21 protein-coding genes are annotated in these 16,982 nt (G+C 65.3%); 11 read left to right on the top strand and 10 right to left on the bottom strand.

Annotation, left to right across the window (positions count from 1 at the left end):
• The first annotated feature begins 9 nt into the window (after window positions 1-9).
• On the top strand, window positions 10-471 hold the full coding sequence (locus AC1DQK_RS07325; protein ID WP_477869272.1) for a peroxiredoxin: 462 nt from the start codon (window positions 10-12) through the stop codon (window positions 469-471).
• Window positions 472-621: 150 nt separating this feature from the next.
• Window positions 622-855, top strand: a complete 234-nt coding sequence (locus AC1DQK_RS07320; RefSeq protein ID WP_477868892.1) for a hypothetical protein — start codon at window positions 622-624, stop codon at window positions 853-855.
• Between the two features lie 31 nt (window positions 856-886).
• On the opposite strand, the gene AC1DQK_RS07315 is transcribed toward AC1DQK_RS07320, so the two are convergent.
• Window positions 887-1,078, bottom strand: coding sequence for a hypothetical protein (locus AC1DQK_RS07315; protein ID WP_477868890.1), 192 nt, complete (start codon window positions 1,076-1,078; stop codon window positions 887-889).
• A 191-nt stretch (window positions 1,079-1,269) separates the two neighbouring features.
• On the opposite strand from AC1DQK_RS07315, the gene AC1DQK_RS07310 reads away from it, so the two are divergent.
• Window positions 1,270-1,689, top strand: a complete 420-nt coding sequence (locus AC1DQK_RS07310; protein WP_477868888.1) for a VOC family protein — start codon at window positions 1,270-1,272, stop codon at window positions 1,687-1,689.
• A 107-nt stretch (window positions 1,690-1,796) separates the two neighbouring features.
• On the opposite strand, the gene AC1DQK_RS07305 is transcribed toward AC1DQK_RS07310, so the two are convergent.
• Window positions 1,797-2,273, bottom strand: coding sequence for an RNA pyrophosphohydrolase (locus AC1DQK_RS07305; RefSeq protein WP_477868886.1), 477 nt, complete (start codon window positions 2,271-2,273; stop codon window positions 1,797-1,799).
• Window positions 2,270-3,220, bottom strand: a complete 951-nt coding sequence (locus AC1DQK_RS07300; RefSeq protein WP_477868884.1) for an alpha/beta hydrolase — start codon at window positions 3,218-3,220, stop codon at window positions 2,270-2,272. The genes AC1DQK_RS07305 and AC1DQK_RS07300 overlap by 4 nt, the downstream gene beginning before the upstream one ends.
• 35 nt (window positions 3,221-3,255) lie before the next feature.
• Here AC1DQK_RS07300 and AC1DQK_RS07295 point away from each other — a divergent pair, with 35 nt between their 5' ends.
• The 5 genes from AC1DQK_RS07295 to xth all read left to right on the top strand — a co-directional run bounded on the left by AC1DQK_RS07295 (window position 3,256) and on the right by xth (window position 7,031).
• Entirely contained in the window at window positions 3,256-4,179 is a 924-nt protein-coding gene (locus tag AC1DQK_RS07295) for a histone deacetylase family protein (protein WP_477868882.1), read from the top strand.
• Window positions 4,179-5,045: a ferritin-like domain-containing protein gene (locus AC1DQK_RS07290; RefSeq protein WP_477868880.1), complete on the top strand. Its 867-nt coding sequence runs from the start codon at window positions 4,179-4,181 to the stop codon at window positions 5,043-5,045. Before AC1DQK_RS07295 ends, AC1DQK_RS07290 begins: the two co-directional genes overlap by 1 nt.
• Window positions 5,046-5,192: 147 nt before the next feature.
• The gene (locus tag AC1DQK_RS07285) at window positions 5,193-5,777 is read left to right on the top strand and encodes a M23 family metallopeptidase (protein WP_477868878.1); all 585 of its coding nucleotides are present in this window, start codon (window positions 5,193-5,195) and stop codon (window positions 5,775-5,777) included.
• Between the two features lie 76 nt (window positions 5,778-5,853).
• Window positions 5,854-6,189 carry an iron-sulfur cluster insertion protein ErpA gene (erpA, locus tag AC1DQK_RS07280; protein ID WP_477868876.1) on the top strand — a complete coding sequence of 112 codons (336 nt, stop codon included), beginning with the start codon at window positions 5,854-5,856 and terminating at the stop codon, window positions 6,187-6,189.
• A gap of 65 nt (window positions 6,190-6,254) precedes the next feature.
• Window positions 6,255-7,031: an exodeoxyribonuclease III gene (gene xth / locus AC1DQK_RS07275; protein ID WP_477868874.1), complete on the top strand. Its 777-nt coding sequence runs from the start codon at window positions 6,255-6,257 to the stop codon at window positions 7,029-7,031.
• Window positions 7,032-7,040: 9 nt separating this feature from the next.
• Here the strand turns inward: xth and AC1DQK_RS07270 are convergent, their stop codons facing one another.
• The 6 genes from AC1DQK_RS07270 to lptF all read right to left on the bottom strand — a co-directional run bounded on the left by AC1DQK_RS07270 (window position 7,041) and on the right by lptF (window position 12,359).
• Window positions 7,041-7,334 carry a DUF1244 domain-containing protein gene (locus AC1DQK_RS07270; RefSeq protein ID WP_477868872.1) on the bottom strand — a complete coding sequence of 98 codons (294 nt, stop codon included), beginning with the start codon at window positions 7,332-7,334 and terminating at the stop codon, window positions 7,041-7,043.
• Window positions 7,335-7,344: 10 nt separating this feature from the next.
• Window positions 7,345-7,977, bottom strand: coding sequence for a LysE family translocator (locus AC1DQK_RS07265; protein ID WP_477868870.1), 633 nt, complete (start codon window positions 7,975-7,977; stop codon window positions 7,345-7,347).
• Between the two features lie 61 nt (window positions 7,978-8,038).
• Window positions 8,039-9,187, bottom strand: coding sequence for a GNAT family N-acetyltransferase (locus tag AC1DQK_RS07260; protein ID WP_477868868.1), 1,149 nt, complete (start codon window positions 9,185-9,187; stop codon window positions 8,039-8,041).
• Window positions 9,187-9,894, bottom strand: a complete 708-nt coding sequence (locus AC1DQK_RS07255; protein ID WP_477869270.1) for a sterol desaturase family protein — start codon at window positions 9,892-9,894, stop codon at window positions 9,187-9,189. Before AC1DQK_RS07255 ends, AC1DQK_RS07260 begins: the two co-directional genes overlap by 1 nt.
• Window positions 9,895-10,065: 171 nt before the next feature.
• Window positions 10,066-11,160 carry an LPS export ABC transporter permease LptG gene (gene lptG / locus AC1DQK_RS07250; RefSeq protein WP_477868866.1) on the bottom strand — a complete coding sequence of 365 codons (1,095 nt, stop codon included), beginning with the start codon at window positions 11,158-11,160 and terminating at the stop codon, window positions 10,066-10,068.
• Entirely contained in the window at window positions 11,157-12,359 is a 1,203-nt protein-coding gene (gene lptF / locus AC1DQK_RS07245) for an LPS export ABC transporter permease LptF (RefSeq protein ID WP_477868864.1), read from the bottom strand. Before lptF ends, lptG begins: the two co-directional genes overlap by 4 nt.
• A 117-nt stretch (window positions 12,360-12,476) precedes the next feature.
• Between lptF and AC1DQK_RS07240 the strand changes: the two genes are divergently transcribed.
• The 3 genes from AC1DQK_RS07240 to AC1DQK_RS07230 are packed head-to-tail and all read left to right on the top strand — an operon-like array spanning window position 12,477 to window position 14,896.
• Window positions 12,477-12,995, top strand: coding sequence for a DUF2141 domain-containing protein (locus tag AC1DQK_RS07240; RefSeq protein ID WP_477868862.1), 519 nt, complete (start codon window positions 12,477-12,479; stop codon window positions 12,993-12,995).
• A gap of 3 nt (window positions 12,996-12,998) precedes the next feature.
• The gene (locus tag AC1DQK_RS07235) at window positions 12,999-13,961 is read left to right on the top strand and encodes a diacylglycerol/lipid kinase family protein (protein WP_477868861.1); all 963 of its coding nucleotides are present in this window, start codon (window positions 12,999-13,001) and stop codon (window positions 13,959-13,961) included.
• A gap of 11 nt (window positions 13,962-13,972) precedes the next feature.
• The gene (locus AC1DQK_RS07230) at window positions 13,973-14,896 is read left to right on the top strand and encodes a hypothetical protein (RefSeq protein ID WP_477868859.1); all 924 of its coding nucleotides are present in this window, start codon (window positions 13,973-13,975) and stop codon (window positions 14,894-14,896) included.
• 40 nt (window positions 14,897-14,936) lie between these two features.
• Here AC1DQK_RS07230 and AC1DQK_RS07225 read toward each other — a convergent pair whose 3' ends face one another.
• Window positions 14,937-16,922, bottom strand: a complete 1,986-nt coding sequence (locus AC1DQK_RS07225; protein ID WP_477868857.1) for an ATP-binding protein — start codon at window positions 16,920-16,922, stop codon at window positions 14,937-14,939.
• Window positions 16,923-16,982 lie beyond the last annotated feature (60 nt).

Genomic DNA, 16,982 nt, shown 5'->3' with positions numbered 1-16,982 from the left:
GGACAGATGATGCTGCAGCCAGGCGACAAGGCCCCCAACGTGACATTGGCGCTGCCCGACGGGACCACGACCAGCGTCGCTGACCAGGCCGGAAAGATCCTCGTCCTCTATTTCTATCCGAAGGACGACACGCCCGGCTGCACCACCGAGGCCCAGGGCTTCACCGCGCTGGCCGGCGCCTTCGCCGCGAAGGGCGCGACGATCATCGGTGTCTCGAAAGACACGCCTGCGAAGCACAAGAAGTTCATCGACAAATATGGCCTGCAGGTCCAGCTCGCCTCGGACAGCGACGGCAGCCTCTGCGAGGCGTTCGGCACTTGGATCGAAAAGACGCTCTACGGCCGCAACTATATGGGCATAGACCGCGCGACCTTCCTGATCGGCGCGGACGGCAGGATCGCCCGGATCTGGCGCAAGGTGAAGGTCAAGGGCCATGCCGAGGAGGTGCTGGCCGCGGCCGAGGCGATCTGATGCCTGTTCATTCCAGCATGGATTGAACGGCGGCTACCGCATTGCATCAGTCCCCGCCATTGGTGCGCAAGCCAGCCTTTGTCCCAGCTGCACTTCGACACCTGCAACGGCATAGAGCGTCTCATTCCATCAGACTGGAAGCGTAGCCCCATGAACGACCGTCAGCAGGATCTCCTCGCGCAGATCGTATGTGAAGTTCTTGAAGCCAATCGTTCCGAACTCGGGGCCAGTTATATTTCTTCACCAGCGATCCGCGAGGCGCTGGTCACGATACTCGCGATGTCGGTCGAGGCTGGCGACAACAAGGCCGGTGCAGACATCCGGGCTGCCGCCGAGCGTGCAGCATATCAATTGCGTGAGGACATCATTCCTTTCCTGGAATGAGATCGCCAGCACCCGCCGGCCTGCTGGCGTCTCAGTACACGTCCGAAGCTTCGGGCCGCCCCATCGCAAACCGGATGCCGATGGTGAGCAGCGCCCATGTGGTGACGAAGGCATAGCCCAGCAGCGGCCAGACCATGCTGCGGACATCGACCAAAGCCATGAAGACCAAGGTCAACAAGGCGGCAACGATCATGGCGCAGAGGGCGATCAGGAAGAGTCTCATCGGTCGCATCCTTCGATTGCCCCCGATCCATGTACTACGCCTGCTCCAGCCGGGACTCGAATCATCTTCTGCGACCTTCCAGCTATTCCACACCGGATTGACCGAACGACGGTTGCGACCAAAGCCAGACGCTTGATCCGCTGCCCGCTCCGCCCGATAGCAGATGGTAGAACAGAAGCGCGAGATGGACGATGGGAGCAGGTGTAAGCGGTTTGAACCACATCACGCTGGCGGTTACGGACGTTGAGCGTTCCTTGGCATTCTATCGTGACGTTCTCGGTTGTACCACCCGAGCGGTGTGGGCCGACGGCGCCTATCTTGAGGCTGGGACGTTATGGCTTTGCCTTTCCCGCGATCACCACGCACGGTCGTCACCGCACCCGGATTATAGCCACATCGCCTTTAGCGTGTCCGAGGCGGATTACGGGGCGATGAGAGAGCGCCTGATGGCCGAATGCATCATCTGGAAAGACAACAGAAGCGAGGGAGCCTCGACCTACTTTCTCGATCCAGACGGGCATAAACTCGAAATCCATTTGGGGTCGCTTGAGAGCAGATTGTCCCACTATCGCGAGAACCCGTCCAAAGGCGTGCATGTGTTGGACAACTGATGCGCCTCAACGGCAGAAAATCTGATTATCGTACCGAAATCTGCCCGGCAGCTAACCACCCGTCTCCCTCCTTCCCGCTTTCACGACCAGCCTCGCCGAAAGCGAGCTTATCGCGGCAGAAACTCCGAAAAAGCCTCCACCACCTGCGCATAAAGCGTTCGCTTGAACGGCACGATCAGGTCGACCAGCTCGCGCGCATCGACCCATTTCCAGGCGCGGAACTCGGGTTCGGGGGTGTCGATGTTGACGTCGGCGTCGGTGCCGAGGAAGCGCGCAGCGAACCAGTACTGGCTCTGGCCGCGATATTTGCCGCCCCAGATCTTGCCCTGCAGTTCGGGCGGCAGGTCGTAGAGCAGCAGCTCGGGCGCCTGGCCCAATATCTCCACCAGATGGGGCGGAATGCCGGTCTCCTCCTCCAGCTCGCGCAGTGCGCCAGCCTGGGGATCTTCGCCGGCGTCGAGGCCGCCCTGCGGCATCTGCCAGGCCTCGAGCTGGCTGTCGATTCGTTGGGCGACGAACACCTTGTCCTCGCTGTTGAGCAGCATCACCGCCGCGGCGGGACGGTAGGGCAGAGTCTTTTTCACGGGCGATATTCCTCGATCATCATCCGGAACGCGGCGAGGCAGCCGCGCAGGTCCTCCTGCGAGGACGGGATCGCCCGTCGCAGCGTCAACCAGCCGTGGATATTCCCCTTGGCCTCGCGATAGGCCACCGGCACGCCGGCCTCGATGCAGGCCATCGCATAGGCCCGGCCCTGGTCGAGCAGCGGATCCAGCGTCGAGGTCACGATCAGCGCCGGCGGCATGCCGCGCTGGTCGCCTAGGCGGGGCGAGGCGCGCCAATGGTGGAAATCCGGATTATAATGCTCGTTGAACCAGCGCAGCGTATCCAGGCTGAGCATATAGCCCTCGCCCAGCCGCTCCGTGGACGGATAGCGCTTGCGGAGGTCGACCGCCGGATAGAGCGGCCAGATCGCGATCACCGGCAAGGCCGCCGGATGATTGCGCAGCGCCATGGCGGTGACGATGCTCAGCGTGCCGCCAGCGCTGTCGCCGGCCAGCGCGAGCGAATTGATCTGGCGGCCGAACAGCATGGCCTGCTCCGCCACCCAGCGCGTTGCGGCTTCGCAGTCGTCGGGCGCCGCCGGCCAGCCATGCTCGGGCGCGAGCCGATAGTCGATCGAGAGGAGCGGGAGATCGAGGCCGATCGCGATCTCGGCGCAGGCGGCGTCATAGGCCTCGAGATCGCCGAGCACGAAGCCGCCGCCATGGAAGAACACCACCAGCGGCCCGTCCCCGCGCCGCTCGCGGGCGTCGTAGAAGCGCGCCGGAATGGAGCGGCCGTCGGCAGCCGAGATGTAGAGATCCTCGCGCGTGGCGATCGGCGGGCTCGGCAACTCGGCGATGTGACGCAGCTTCGCGGACATCCGGCGCGCGGTGCCGACGTCCACCTCATGCGTCTTCGGACCATCCCGGCCGTTGAGATCGTCCAGAAAGGCGCGGACATCGGGGCGTACAAATTCCTGGGTCATGGCCTTCCATCGGTAAAAGGCGCTACGCTGGCAAGATGCTGCAGCTCGTCCATCATCCTTATTATGTCTCGCCGGCGGCGCCGGGCAGCGGCTTCAGCTTCGATAAATACGGGCTGGTGATGATCGCGATGGCGGAGACGCAGCTGCCGCACCGATTGCACCAGCCGGAACCGATGCCGCGCCACTGGATCGAGGCGGTCCACGATCAGGCCTATGTCGCGGAAGTAGCGTCGTCGCAGGTTCCGCCCGAAAAGGCCCGCCGCATCGGCTTTCCCGTCACCGAAGGCGTAACGCGGCGCGCCTTCCTCGCGCCCGGCGGCACCTGGCTGGCGGCAAAGCTCGCGCTCGACCATGGCTATGCGGCCAACAGCGCGGGCGGCAGCCATCATGCGCTGGCGGATAGGGGCGCCGGCTATTGCATCTTCAACGACCTGGCCATCGCGGCGAACCGGCTGATCGCCGAAGGCGATGCCGCACGGATCATGATCGTCGATCTCGATGTCCACCAGGGCGACGGCACCGCCGTCCTGATGGCAGGGCGCGAGGACGTCTTCACCCTTTCCCTCCATGCGGAGAGGAACTTCCCCGCGCGAAAGGCGCAGTCCAGCTTCGATCTCGGCCTGCCCGACGCAACCGGCGACGAAGCCTATCTCGCCGCTCTCGCCGAGCATCTACCGTCCGCGCTCGACGGCTTCCGTCCCGATCTGATCCTGTACCAGGCCGGGGTCGACCCGCATCGCGATGACAAGCTCGGCCGGCTCGCGCTGAGCGACGACGGCCTGCGCGCGCGTGATCGCTTCGTGATGCGGCAGGCGCGGATGCGCGGCATACCGCTAGCCAGCGCGCTGGGCGGGGGCTATGGCGACGACCGCCTCGCCGTGGCGCGGCGTCATGTTCGCTCGATCCTCGCGCTCGACGAGGCGCATCGCGAATATGCGCGGGCCCAGGCGGCCTCCTGATGACGGGCCGTTTCGTGATGGACGTTTCCGCGGCCTGCCGAGCCGTCCTCGACGAGCCCGACCCGCTGGCGAAGGTAAAGGCCGCCCGCCGCGCCGCGCGCCGATGGCGGCTCGGTGAACTCGACTGGGCGTTTGCGACGCCGATGCCCGACAAGCCCGCCAGGACAGACCGGCCGCCCCTGCTGCCGCCAACGCGCATGCCCAGGCGCGGGCGGGCCGGATCGGAGCGGGCGCGGATCGCGATGCTGCACGCGATCGCCCATATCGAATATGTCGCGATCGACCTTGCCTTCGATCTCATCGGCCGCTTCGGCGCAGCCTTCCCTCGTGCCTTCGTCGATCGCTGGATGAAGGTCGGCGCCGAGGAAGCCATGCATTTCGCGCTGCTGGAACGCCGGCTGAATGCATGCGGCGCACGCTATGGTGACCTGCCCGCGCACGACGGCTTGTGGGAGGCCGCGCAGCAGACCGCCGGCGATCCGCTCGCCCGGCTGGCAGTGGTGCCAATGGTGCTGGAAGCGCGGGGGCTCGACGTAACCCCTTCATTGATAAGCCGTTTCGAAGGCGCTGGTGATCGCCGGTCGGCGCAGGTGCTGCGCCGCATCGCAACCGATGAGATCGCGCATGTTGCAGCCGGGGTCGAATGGTTCGGCTTTTTGTGCGGTGCGATGCGAATCGACTGCGTGCAGAGTTGGCAATCGCAGGTCCGCCTGCATTTCAGGGGGAGCATCAAGCCGCCATTCAACGACTCAGCCCGCCATGAGGCCGGGTTAACGAAAGAAATGATGGCTGGGGTTGCGGCGTCCTGTGATCTTTTTCACAACCGCCCGGTCGCAGAAGGGGGGGCAAATCCCGACGGCGAATAACAGGGCCCGGCCGGGTGTTTCGGTCGGGATCGTTCCGGTCGCGGGGGAATAATGCACTTCCTGAGCAATTTCGTACGGGCCGGTCTGCGCCTTCTTTCCAGCAACCTGCGCTCGAGTCGCACCAAGGCAATCGCCGCAGCACTGCTGATGACGTCCGTGGTGACGCCCGGCCTGGCCCAGACCGGGGACTCGTCTCCAAACGCCCAGTCGGCTGCCCAGTTCCAGGCGCTGTTCCAGTCCTGGAAGAAGCTCGACGCGATGGACAACGGGGTCATCTCGATCCCCTCGATCCAGCCGATCGCCAACTACACCTTCACCAGCGCCTTCGGCGTCCGCTCCGACCCGTTCCGTGGCTATGCCGCGATGCATGCCGGTGTCGATCTCGCCTCGCCGACCGGAACGCCGATCTACGCGACGGCTGACGGCATCGTTGACCGTGCCGAGTGGTTCGGCGGCTACGGCAACATGGTCGAGATCGATCATGGCAAGGGGATCGCCACCCGCTACGGCCATATGTCCCGCATTGCCGCGCATCCGGGTGAGCGCATCAAGCGCGGCGAACTGATCGGCTATGTCGGCTCGACCGGCCGCTCCACCGGCAGTCATCTCCATTATGAGGTCCGGATCGATGGTCATGCCGTCAACCCGATCCCGTTCCTCCAGTCCGCCAATTATCTGATGGCGGCGAGCCAACAGCGCTCCGACGTCGCGCTCGGCGGTCCCGAAGACTGAGCCGTGGCGGCATAAAAGGACCGCAGAAGCCTGCCAGCGATTGTCGGCGGGCTTCCAAGTGCCTATCTTCCCCGTCATGACAACCATCGCAGACATCGACCTGACCCCCTCCGCCGCTGCGCGCGTCGCCGCGATCGCGAAGAAGACGGGCAAGCCGGCGATCCTCCGGCTGGCCATCGACGGCGGCGGCTGTGCCGGCTTTCAGTACAAGTTCGAGCTGGCCGAAGCGCCGGCCGAGGACGATCTGGTCACGATCCGCGACGGCGTGTCGCTGGTGGTCGATCCGATGAGCCTCGACCTCGTCCGCGGCGGCGCGGTCGACTATGTCGAATCGCTCGGCGGCGCGGCCTTCCAGGTGACCAACCCGAACGCCGCCTCCGGCTGCGGCTGCGGATCGAGCTTCTCGATCTAGCTTGAGGGAGGGCAGTCGGAAGTTGAGCGGTGACGCCGCTCTCGCTGCGCGCTATCTCCTCGCCCATGAAAATCTCGACGTTCAACATCAACGGGATCAAGGCCCGTCTTCCTCGCCTGTTGGAGTGGCTTGAGCAGAAGGCGCCCGATGTTGCCTGCCTGCAGGAGATCAAGACCTCGGATGAAACCTTTCCTATCGCGGAGATCCAAGCTGCCGGATATGGCGCTATCTGGCACGGCCAGAAGGGGTTCAACGGCGTCGCCATCCTCGCCAGGGGAAGCCAGCCGATCGAGCGGCGCAAGGGCCTGCCCGACGACCCCGATCCCAGCCACAGCCGCTACATCGAGGCGGACGTCGAAGGGGTGATCGTCGGATCGATCTATCTGCCCAACGGCAATCCCCTGCCGGGACCGAAGTTCGAATATAAGCTCGCCTGGTTCGACCGGCTGATCGATCACGCCGCGGAGCTTTGGAAAAGCGAGGCCCCCGTCGTGCTGTGCGGCGACTATAACGTCATCCCCACGGCTTCGACCGACGACGTCTTTTCGGAGCGGGCGATGGCGAGCGACGCCCTCACCCAGCCGGAAAGCCGCTCCGCCTTTCGCCGGCTGTGCAACGGCGGGTGGACCGACGCCGTTCGCACCATCCATCCGCATGGCCCGGTCTATACCTTCTGGGACTATCAGGCGGGCGCCTGGCAGCGTGACGCGGGATTCCGCATCGACCACCTTATGCTGAGCCCCGCCGCCGCGGACCGGCTGACCGGTGCCGGCGTCGACAAGGATACGCGCGCGATGGAAAAGGCCAGCGACCATGCGCCGACTTGGATCACGCTGCGGTAGGAGACGCGCTCACGCGCGGTTCTTCGCTACGCTCGCATCCATCCGCGCGAGTTGCTCTGGCGTCGCCGCCGGCTGGCCGGCCTTCCACTGCGCATAAGGCATGCCATAGACCGCCTCGCGCGCCGCCTCCTTGTCGAGCGCGCCACCTGCCGCCTCGCCGACCCAGTCCGACAGGCAGTTGCGGCAGAAGCCGGCGAGCCCCATCAGGTCGACATTCTGCGCATCGGTGCGATGCTGCAGATGGCGGATCAGCCGCCGGAACGCGGTCGCGGCGGCCGCGTCGTCGATATCGTCGATCGTCAATGTCTCTCTCCTACCGGTGGCGCCACGCCAGCAGCGACACGCCGAACAGCATGAACAGCCCACCCGTAGCGCGATTGAACATCCTCTGCCATTCCGACCTGCGCATATAGCGCGCGAGCCCATGCCCGCCGCTGGCATAGGTGAAATACCAACTCATTTCGATCACGACGAAGGTTATCAGCAGGATCGCGAATTGCGGACCCTGGGGAAGCGCAGGGCTGACGAACTGGGGGAAGAACGCCGTCGCGAAGATCAGCGCCTTGGGGTTGCTGATGCTGATCACGAAGCCGCCGCGGAACAGCTCTGCGCCGCTCTCGCGGCGCGCATCCATGTCGCAGCCCGCGACGTCGAAGGGTGCGCTATCGTCGCGCCAGGCCCTGATCCCGATCCAGACCAGGTAGAGCGCACCGACGATCTTGATCGCGTTCAGGGCGTGAGGCAGCACCGACAGCAACGCACTCATGCCAAGTGCCGAGAGACCGAAAAGGCCCAGCAGCCCCAGCATGCACCCGAGCATGGCGAACGATGCGCGCACTATTCCATGCCGCATGCCCTGGCGCATCACATGCAGCATGTTCGGTCCCGGCATGGCCGAGATCAGGAAGGTTGCGCAGACGAAGATCCACCAGGATTGCAGGGTCATGTCGCGGCTCTACGCCGTTCACGCGAAATCCGGAATGCCCCTTCCGCCGGTCGCGGCGCGATCACAAGGCCTTGGAATATATCCGGTAGGTCTTGTTGACGCTGCCCTCGACCGTCTCGGCGATCGAGCGCATCCCCTGGTTGTTGTCGAGGATCCAGCCGATCTCGGCGCGGGTCGCACCATAGTTGGCCACCGAATCACGGCGGATATACTCGATCATCATGAAGGCGAGCTGGCTGGCAAGGCGTGTCGCCTGGAGCTTTTTCACGACGCCCATCAGCGGCACTCGCATCGTGCTCACCTGCGGCCTGCGCAGCCGCCACAGCAGCTTCGCCCAACCGAACGGGAACAGCCGCCCGTCGAGGTCGGCGGTCAGTTCGTTGAGGTCGGGCAGCGTGAGCATGAAGGCTACGGGCTCTCCGTCGACCTCGGCGACCCGGATCAGGTCCTCGAACACGATCGGCTTCAGCTTGCGGCCGGTATAGGCGATCTCGCTAGGGGTAATCGGCACGAAACCCCAATTGTCCGACCAGGCATCGTTGAGGATCGACAGGATCAGCGCCGCCTCCTCGTCGAAGCGGCTCTTGTCCACCTTGCGGATGCGGATGCGCGAATTGCGCTCCCCGGAACTGACGATACGCTGGACCAGCGCCGGAAAAGGCTGCGCGATGTTGACCGCGTAGCACAGCAGGTCCTTGACGCCGGCATAGCCGAGCGGCTCGATCCAACCCTGATAGGCGGCATTGTGATGGCCCATCATCACTGTCGGCGAATGATCGTGGCCGTGGACGAGCAGGCCCGGCTCTTCCCAGATCGAGCAGCTGATCGGGGCCATCACGCTCGTCATGCCCTTGGCCTTGAGCCAGGCCTCGGCCTCGGCAATCAGGGCGGTGGCGATGTCCTGGTCGGCTGCTTCGAGCAGGCCCCAATTGCCGATCTCGGGGCCGCCGCCCTGCTCGGCCGGCATCGACAGCCAGAGATGATCGATATGCGCCGAAATGCGGCCCAGCGGCTTGCCATCCCGCTCGGCGATGAACAGCTGCTGTTCGGCATGCTCGTAAAAGGGGTTCTTGCCCGGGGTGATGAGCTCCATCGCCTCGATCCGCAGCGGCGGAACCCAGTTCGGATCGTCGGCATTGAGCCGATAGGCGAGATCGATGAAGAGTTTCCGGTCCGCCTTGCCGGCCACCGGGCGGACGGTGACGGCCATCAGTGCTTGATGCGCTGGCTCGGGTGGCCGGTAGCGACACCGCCGGACAGGCGCGCGACGTGTGGATAGCGCTCGGCCACCTCGGGCGTGTAGCCGAGGTTGAACACAGTCTCGCTCTTCCTGTCCTTGTCGATCCGCTCGTAATAGGTGCCGAACAGCCTGTCCCAGAAATAGTTGGTGATGCCGAAATTGCCGCGCTCGTCATGGAAATGATGGGCCATGTGGCGCGCCTTCATCTCGGCGAGCGTCCTGTTCTTCGGCTTGTAGGCCAGATGCTGGATGCAGTGGCAGAATTCGTAGAAACAGGTCGTCAGCAGCCCCGCCGCCAGGCCGGCCAGGGCACCGCCGGTACCGCCGATCGCATAGCCGACCGGCGCCGTCGCCAGCGCGATCGTCGGCAAGGTCGTGTGGAGCGCGCCGAACAGGATCTCGAGCCGGTTCGGATCCTGGTGATGATCGTAATGGATACGCTTCCAGGTCGCGGCCAGCAGCGGCACCTTGAACATCCAGCGGCTGTGCAGCACCCAGCGGTGAAGGCAATACCAGACGAGCGGATAGACCATCACAGCGACGCCGACCGACGCCAGCGTCGACAGCACCGGGGCCGGGTAGCGGACATAAAAGCCGATGGCCACCGAAGCGCAGGCGAGATAGCCGATGATCGCCGGATATTGAAAATAGGCGACAACCAGCTCGCGCAAGGTCATGCGGTCGAGGTGGTGCTCCTTGGCCCAGAAAGAGGGCTTGATGGCGGTCAGCTTCACTCGGAACCTCGAAATCAAGTCGATAGTCCCCCGTCAGGGACCCATATGGGGCTGCGCTCTGGCTTGGCAATGCGGCGCTTTTGCGACGGCGGCAAGGCCAAGCTTTGAAAGCTGCTATTCCTCGGTGCGGATCAGCACCGCTTCGCCGATCAAAAGGAACAACAGAAAGGGTGCCCAGGCGGCCAGCACGGGCGGATAGGCACCGAGATTACCCATCGCCAGCGCAAAATTGTCGGCGACGAAATAGGCGAAGCCGAGCGCCATGCCGACGACGGCACGGATGAACAGATGCCCGGTCCGGGCCAGACCGAAAGCGGCAACGGCGGCGAGGAGCGGCATCAGCACCGCCGAGAAAGGTCCCGACAGCTTGTGCCATAGCCCTGCTTCGAGCGGACCGGTCGGCCGGCCGGCGGCATCGAGATCGTGGATTGCCGAGCGAAGCTGCAGAATGGACCGCGCCGCCGGATCGACGCTGGCCAGGGTGAAGCGATCCGGTGTCACCCCGCGCCCGAACTCGAAGGCCGGCAGGCGCGTGGTTACCCCCCGCGAGACATCGAAGCGCGACACATTGGCGAGTCGCCAGCCGCCGCCGGCCTGCACCGCGCGAGCGCCCTTGACGATCGAGATGAGCCGGCCGCCGTCGCGATCGTAGATCGTAACGGTATCGAGCGTGGTCTGCGCTTGCCGGCCCCGCGCCGACACCGCATGAATCAGGTCGTCGCCGTCGCGGACCCAGACATTCGCGACGATGCCCCGATCCCTGGGGATGGGACCATAGCCCGCATCCTGCCAAGCGCTGAGGGTCGCGGTGGAGCGCGCGACCACCCGCTCGTTGAACATCAGCGAAACCAGCGCGACGCCGATGCTGGCGACCACCAGCGGCGCCAGGATCTGGTGCGCCGAGATGCCCGCCGCCTTCATCGAGATGATCTCGCTGTTCTGGTTCAGCGTGACGAAGGTGATCAACGTCGCGAGCAGCGCGGCAAAGGGCAGGAAGCGCGCGATGATCTGCGGCGTCCGCAGGGTCACATAGACCCATAGTTGGTGATCGCCATTGCCCGGATAGGCGAGGATGTCACCCGATTCGCCGAGCAGATCGAGCGCCATCAGCACGATCACCAGCGCCGCGAGGACCGCCGCGAAGCGGACCAGGAACATCCGCGCCATATAGAAGGTAATCGTTCGCGAGGCGAAGAAGGAGATGTTCATGCCGCCCGCCTCCGGCCGAGCTTGATCCAGCGGACAACCGCCTTCGCCGCCTTGTCGGCCACGCGTTCGAGCGCACCGATCGGCTGGCCGCCCGGCACGTGCGCGATCGTCCGGTACATCCACCACACCAGCGCAGCGAAGCCGAGGAAGGGTATCCACAGCGCGAGGATCGGGTCGATCCGGCCCAGGGCCGCCACGGAGGCCGCATATTCGTTGATCTTGTGCTGGGTGACGATCATCACGATCGACAGGAACACGCCGAGCGCGGAGGAGGAGCGCTTGGGCGGAATGGCGAGCGCCAGCGCCAGCATCGGCAGCAGCAGCATCGTTGCCACCTCGACCAGCCGGAAATGGAATTCGGCCCGGAACTGCGTGCGCTGCTTCTCCGGCGTGCTCTCCTTGTGCGCGATCACGGCGAGTTCCGGCATCGTCATTTCGAGATCGCGACCACCACGCTGGCGAAACGCCTCCATTTTCGGCAGGTCGATCGGCAGGTCATGGCCGACGAACTGGAGAACGCGCGGCTCCTTGAAGCTTGGCGCATCATGGACGAGCACGCCCTTCTGCAGCCGCAGGATGATCGTGTCCGGATCGTCGGTCGCCATGAACTGGCCATGCTCGGCGGTGACCGCCAGGCTCTTGCCGTCATTGGTCTCCGTCATGACGAAGATGCCGGACAGTTCCCGGCCACCGTCGCGGCTGGTTTCGACGCGGATCGTCATCCGCTTGCCGAGCCGGGTGAACTCACCCACCTTGATCGACGCGCCCAGCGCACCCGAACGCAGCTCGAAGCGGAGCCCCTCATAGGCATAGCGCGAATAGGGCTGGATGAAACCGACGATGGCGAGATTGAGCAGCGCCAGCGCGATCGCATAATAATAGGGCACACGCAGCAGCCGGCCATAGCTCATGCCGACCGCCCGGAACACGTCGAGCTCCGACGACAGTGCCAGCTTGCGGAAGGCGAGAAGGCAGCCCAGCATCAGGCCTATCGGGATGCCAAGCGACATATATTCCGGGATCAGATTGGCCAGCATCCGCCACACCACGCTGACCGGCCCGCCCTCCGAGACGACGAAGTCGAACAGGCGGAGCATCTTGTCGAGGGTGAGCAGCATCGCCGCGATCACGAGCGTCGCGAACAGCGGAGTTGCGATCAGTCGGGCGAGGTAGCGGTCGGTAAGCGTGTCAAATCTCAACTTTTGGACGCCCCGTGACCATGTTCTGGCCGCAATCGCAGCCCATTTTCCGACTCATGGGGCAGCGTACCGGCCATGCGTCTTCGCAGGGCTATAGCTTCCAGGAGTAGAGAGGTCATGTCGAAACTTGTGGCAGGGGTGGCTGGATTGATGCTTGCAGCGGCGGCTCCCGCCGGCGCGCGCGCAGCCGTGCTCGGCCCCGATGCGGCGGCATGCGACGGCAATGGTCCGGCGATGCTCGTCCATGTCGAAGGCTTGAAGAAGCGCAGCGGCGTAATCCGCGTGCAATCCTATGGCGGCAATCCGAGCCGCTATTTCGACAAGGGCAGCTATCTGCGGCGCATCGATGTGGCCGTGCCCGCCACGGGACCGATCGATATCTGCGTGTCGGTCCCGGGCAACGGCAACTATGCCGTTTCGGTTCGCCACGATCTCGACAATTCGGGTAGGACCGGCCCCTCCGACGGCGGCGGCATGTCGGGCAATCCGCGGCTTTCGCTGTTCGACGTGATGTTCAAGCGCAAGCCCGACCCGCGCCAGGTGCAGGTTTCGGTGCACGGCGTCGCGAAGGTTCCGGTGGTGATGAACTATGTCCAGGGCGGGTCGTTCGGCCCCGTCGCGATGGCGGCGCGCTGATCGATGGCCAGCGTCGCGCTCCTCTCCAATCCGCGCTCGACGGGCAATCTGTCGATGCTGCCGCGGATGCGGAGCTTTTGCGCGTCCCATAGCGACGTCTTCCACTATGAGGTCGAATCGATCGAACAGATCGGTGAGGCGCTGCGGACGATCGCCCGGGTGAACCCCAAGGTGCTGGTGATCAATGGCGGCGACGGCACCGTCCAGGCGGCGTTGACCGAGCTCTATCTCGGCGGCCATTTCGATGGCTCGCCGCCGCCGGTCGCGGTGCTGCCCAACGGCAAGACCAATCTGATCGCGCTCGACCTGGGCTCGGTCGGCGATCCCATCGTGGCGCTCAGCCGGGTGATCGAGATCGCCCGCACCGGCATCGAGGAGCATGTGGTGGTGCGCGAGCTGATTGCGCTTTCCGACGGTGTCGCCGGCAGCCGGCCGGTGCTGGGGATGTTCCTCGGCGGCGCCGGGCTCGCCGACACGATCCTCTATTGCCGCAACAAGATCTATCCGCTCGGCCTGCCCAACGGCATCAGCCACGTACTCACCGCGGTTGCGGTGCTGGCGACGCTGATCCTGGGTATCCGGACCGCTTTCCTGCCGCCCGCAGCGACTCCCCTCAAAGTGTCGATGATGCGGCAGGGCCAGCTTCACGGGCGCTTCTCGCTGCTGATCGTGACGACGCTGCACAAGCTGCTGCTGGGCAGCAGCGTGCCCGGCACGGGATCGCTGCAGATGATGGTCGTCGAGCAGCGCCCCCTGCCGCTGCTGCGAGCGATATTCGCCGGGATGTTCGGCCGGGTCGGGCGCGACCAGATGGACGGCGTCCACTTTGAGCGCGGCGACGAGATCCGCATCGAGGGAGATCGTTCGAGCGTAATCCTCGATGGGGAAATCTTCCAGGCCGACCCCGGCAGGCCAATCGTCCTCAAGACCACTCCGCCGGTCCCGTTCTTGCGCCTCGCTGCCTGAGCGGGCGTCCCATGTTCCTCGAACAGCTGGTCGCAGCCGAGCTTGCGGAGCCGGTCGATGCTCGCGTCACGGCGATGGCCGCAGCCATTGCGGCGCGCTACGGCCCGGCCGCGCGGGCCGTGCTGTTCTATGGATCCTGCCTGCGCGAGGCCAATCTCGACGGGCTGATGCTCGATTTCTACCTGATCGTCGATGATTATGCGCGGGCCTTTGGCAAAGGCTGGCTCGCCTTCGCCAACCGGCTGCTGCCGCCGAACGTCTTTCCATTTGAGCATGAGGGGCTGATCGCCAAATTTGCCGTGCTCAGCGAAAGCGATTTCGCACGGCTCGCGTCGTCGGAAACCCGGAATGTCTCGGTCTGGGCGCGCTTTGCACAGCCGTCGCGGCTGATATGGGCGGCCGACGAAGCGGCGCGGAGAAGCAGCATTGCGGCGATCGCGGGCGCGGCGCCGGCGCTGCTCGCGGCAGCGCGGCCGATGCTGCCCGACAGGCTCTCGATCGAAGCGCTGTGGGAGGGAGCGTTCGCGCTGACCTATCGCGCCGAACTGCGCGCCGAGCGGACCGGGCGCGCGGCATCCGTGGTGAGCGCCGATCCCGGGCGCTTCCGCCGCTTCACCGCACCAGCGCTCGACGCCGCCGGGCTGGAGGCGGAGATCGAGGACGATATCATAGGGTTTCGCCGTCCGCTCAGTGCCGCGGATCGTCGGGCCGGCGCGGCGACCTGGCAGCGCCGTCGGCGCGAAGGGAAGGCACTGACCATCGCCCGGCTCGCCAAGGCCAGCACGACCTATGCCGGAGGCATCGATTATCTGGCCTGGAAGATCAATCGCCATGCCGGCACCGCGATCACGATCAAGCCCTGGCAACGCCGCTGGCCGATCCTCGGCGCGATCAGCCTGCTGCCGCGACTGCTGTTGAAAGGCGCGGTGCGATAAGCTGGTTCGCTCTCGACAATGCTGGCGCTAGGCGAGCGGATCAGGCCGCCTGATATGTCGGCGTCTTGCCCTGGCGGCTCATCGCCTGGCCTATGGCCACGCCGAGCGCGGCGATTGTGAAAGGCTTGCGCAGCACCTCATGTCCCGCAAAGTCGTCGCTTTGGCCGGCTTCCCCGACATAGCCGGTCACGAACAGCACGGCTGTGCGCGGATAGCGGCGGCCGATCGTGGCAACCAGCTCGGGGCCGGTCATGCCCGGCATCATCACATCGGTCAGCACCATGTCGAATCGCGCATCCTCCGCGAGAATCTCGAGCGCTTCGTCGCCCGAGCCGCAAGCCCGCACCTCGTGGCCCAGCTCCACCAGGCCATGGCGCGTCGATGCCTGGACACGCGGATCGTCCTCGACCAGCAGGATCGACAGCGATCCCAGTCTCGGCTTGGCCGCCGCCGAGCTTTCCGCCACCGACCGGTCGACCGCTGCGCCGATGTGGCGCGGCAGATAGAGCATGATCGTCGTGCCCTGGCCGACGGCCGATTGGACTCGCACATCGCCTTGCGATTGCCGCACGAAGCCGAAAATCTGGCTAAGGCCGAGGCCGGTCCCCTTGCCGACCGGCTTTGTCGTGAAAAAAGGTTCGAACGCCCGCGCGACGACCTCGGGCGACATCCCGCAGCCCGTGTCGCGGACGCTGATCCGGACATATTCGCCGGGCGCAATCCCACTTTGGTCGCCGGTGCCGATCGGCACGTCGGCTACCTCGATGTCGAGCCGGCCTGCTCCATCCATGGCGTCGCGGGCGTTCACCGCCAGGTTGAGGATGGCATTTTCAAGCTGGTGCGCATCAGCCCAGATCGACCAGCTCGCCTGGGACGCATCGACATTGACGCGGATTCGATCCCCCAGTGTACGATCGAGCAGGACGTTCATCCCCGCCACCAGCTTCGACGGTAGCACCGCGTCGGGAAGCAGCGGTTCGGCCCGTGCGAAGGACAGCAGCCGTCGCGTCAGCGCAGCCGCCCGGTCAGCGCCTTCCATCGCGCCATCGATATGGGTGATGACATCGGGCGAGCGCTGCGCCAGCTTGCGTCGCGCGAGATCGAGCCCGCCGACCACCACCGCCAGCATATTGTTGAAATCATGCGCAATGCCGCCGGTCAGCTGGCCAACCGCTTCCATCTTCTGTGCCTGGGCGAGCTGCGCCTCGGCGCGGGCTCGTGTCTCGGTCTCGGCACGCAGCTTCTCGTTGGCGCTGAGCAGTTCCTGGGTGCGCTCGGCAACCGCCGTTTCGAGCATGGCGGCGCGGTCGCCCTCTGCCTCGGCGAGTTCGTCCGCATAGGCGCGCTTCGCCGCCGTCGCCGCCGCAAGCCAGCCGAGCAGGATGGCGAGCGCGACGAGCGCCAGCCCGAGCACCGACAGCAGGGTGGAGAAGCTGTTTGCCCGCTCGGCCGAGAAGAAGGTCGCCTCGGATCTCCGCCCCAGCCGGGCCCGCTCATTGGCCGCGATCCGGTCGAGCGTATCGGAAATCGCCCGGACGTTGGCCGATTCGCCGGCGCGGTTGAACATGCCGATGGCGTACCAGCCCTTGCCGACATTGGCGAAGGCGGCCGCCGCCGCCAGTTCCTTGGCCCGCGCATCGCACAGCCCGTCGAGCCGGCGCACCAGCGGAATCTGGTCGGCCTGTCCGTCGGTGAGCTTTTCCAGCTGGCGTAGCTGGCTGCTCGCGCGCCGCCACTCGTCATAGTAGATCGTGCCGGTGCGGCGGTCGCCACTCACCACATAGCGACCCAGCGATGCCTCTGCACGTGCGAGCGAGGCATCGAGTGAGCGCGTCAACACCATGATGTCATAACTGCGTTGCTCGCGGACCAGCGCCTGATCGCGGGCCGCGTTCGAACGTGCCACCATCGTCACCACGGCGACCAACAGGCCCAGCGCCGCCAGCGCCAATATCGCGGCAGCGACCACTCGCCCCGTGGCCGGTGACAATTCCCGCCTCAAGGCATCCGGAGAGAACGTCGCCATGCGCCCGTTGTACCGCAGCCGAACCGACGGGCAAAGCCGTCTAAATGCCGAATGCGATAG

The organism is Rhizorhabdus sp. P4_G5 (genome assembly GCF_056401065.1).
Note: the sequence above shows the minus strand (reverse complement) of the source record. Positions and strands in the feature narration are given on the sequence as shown.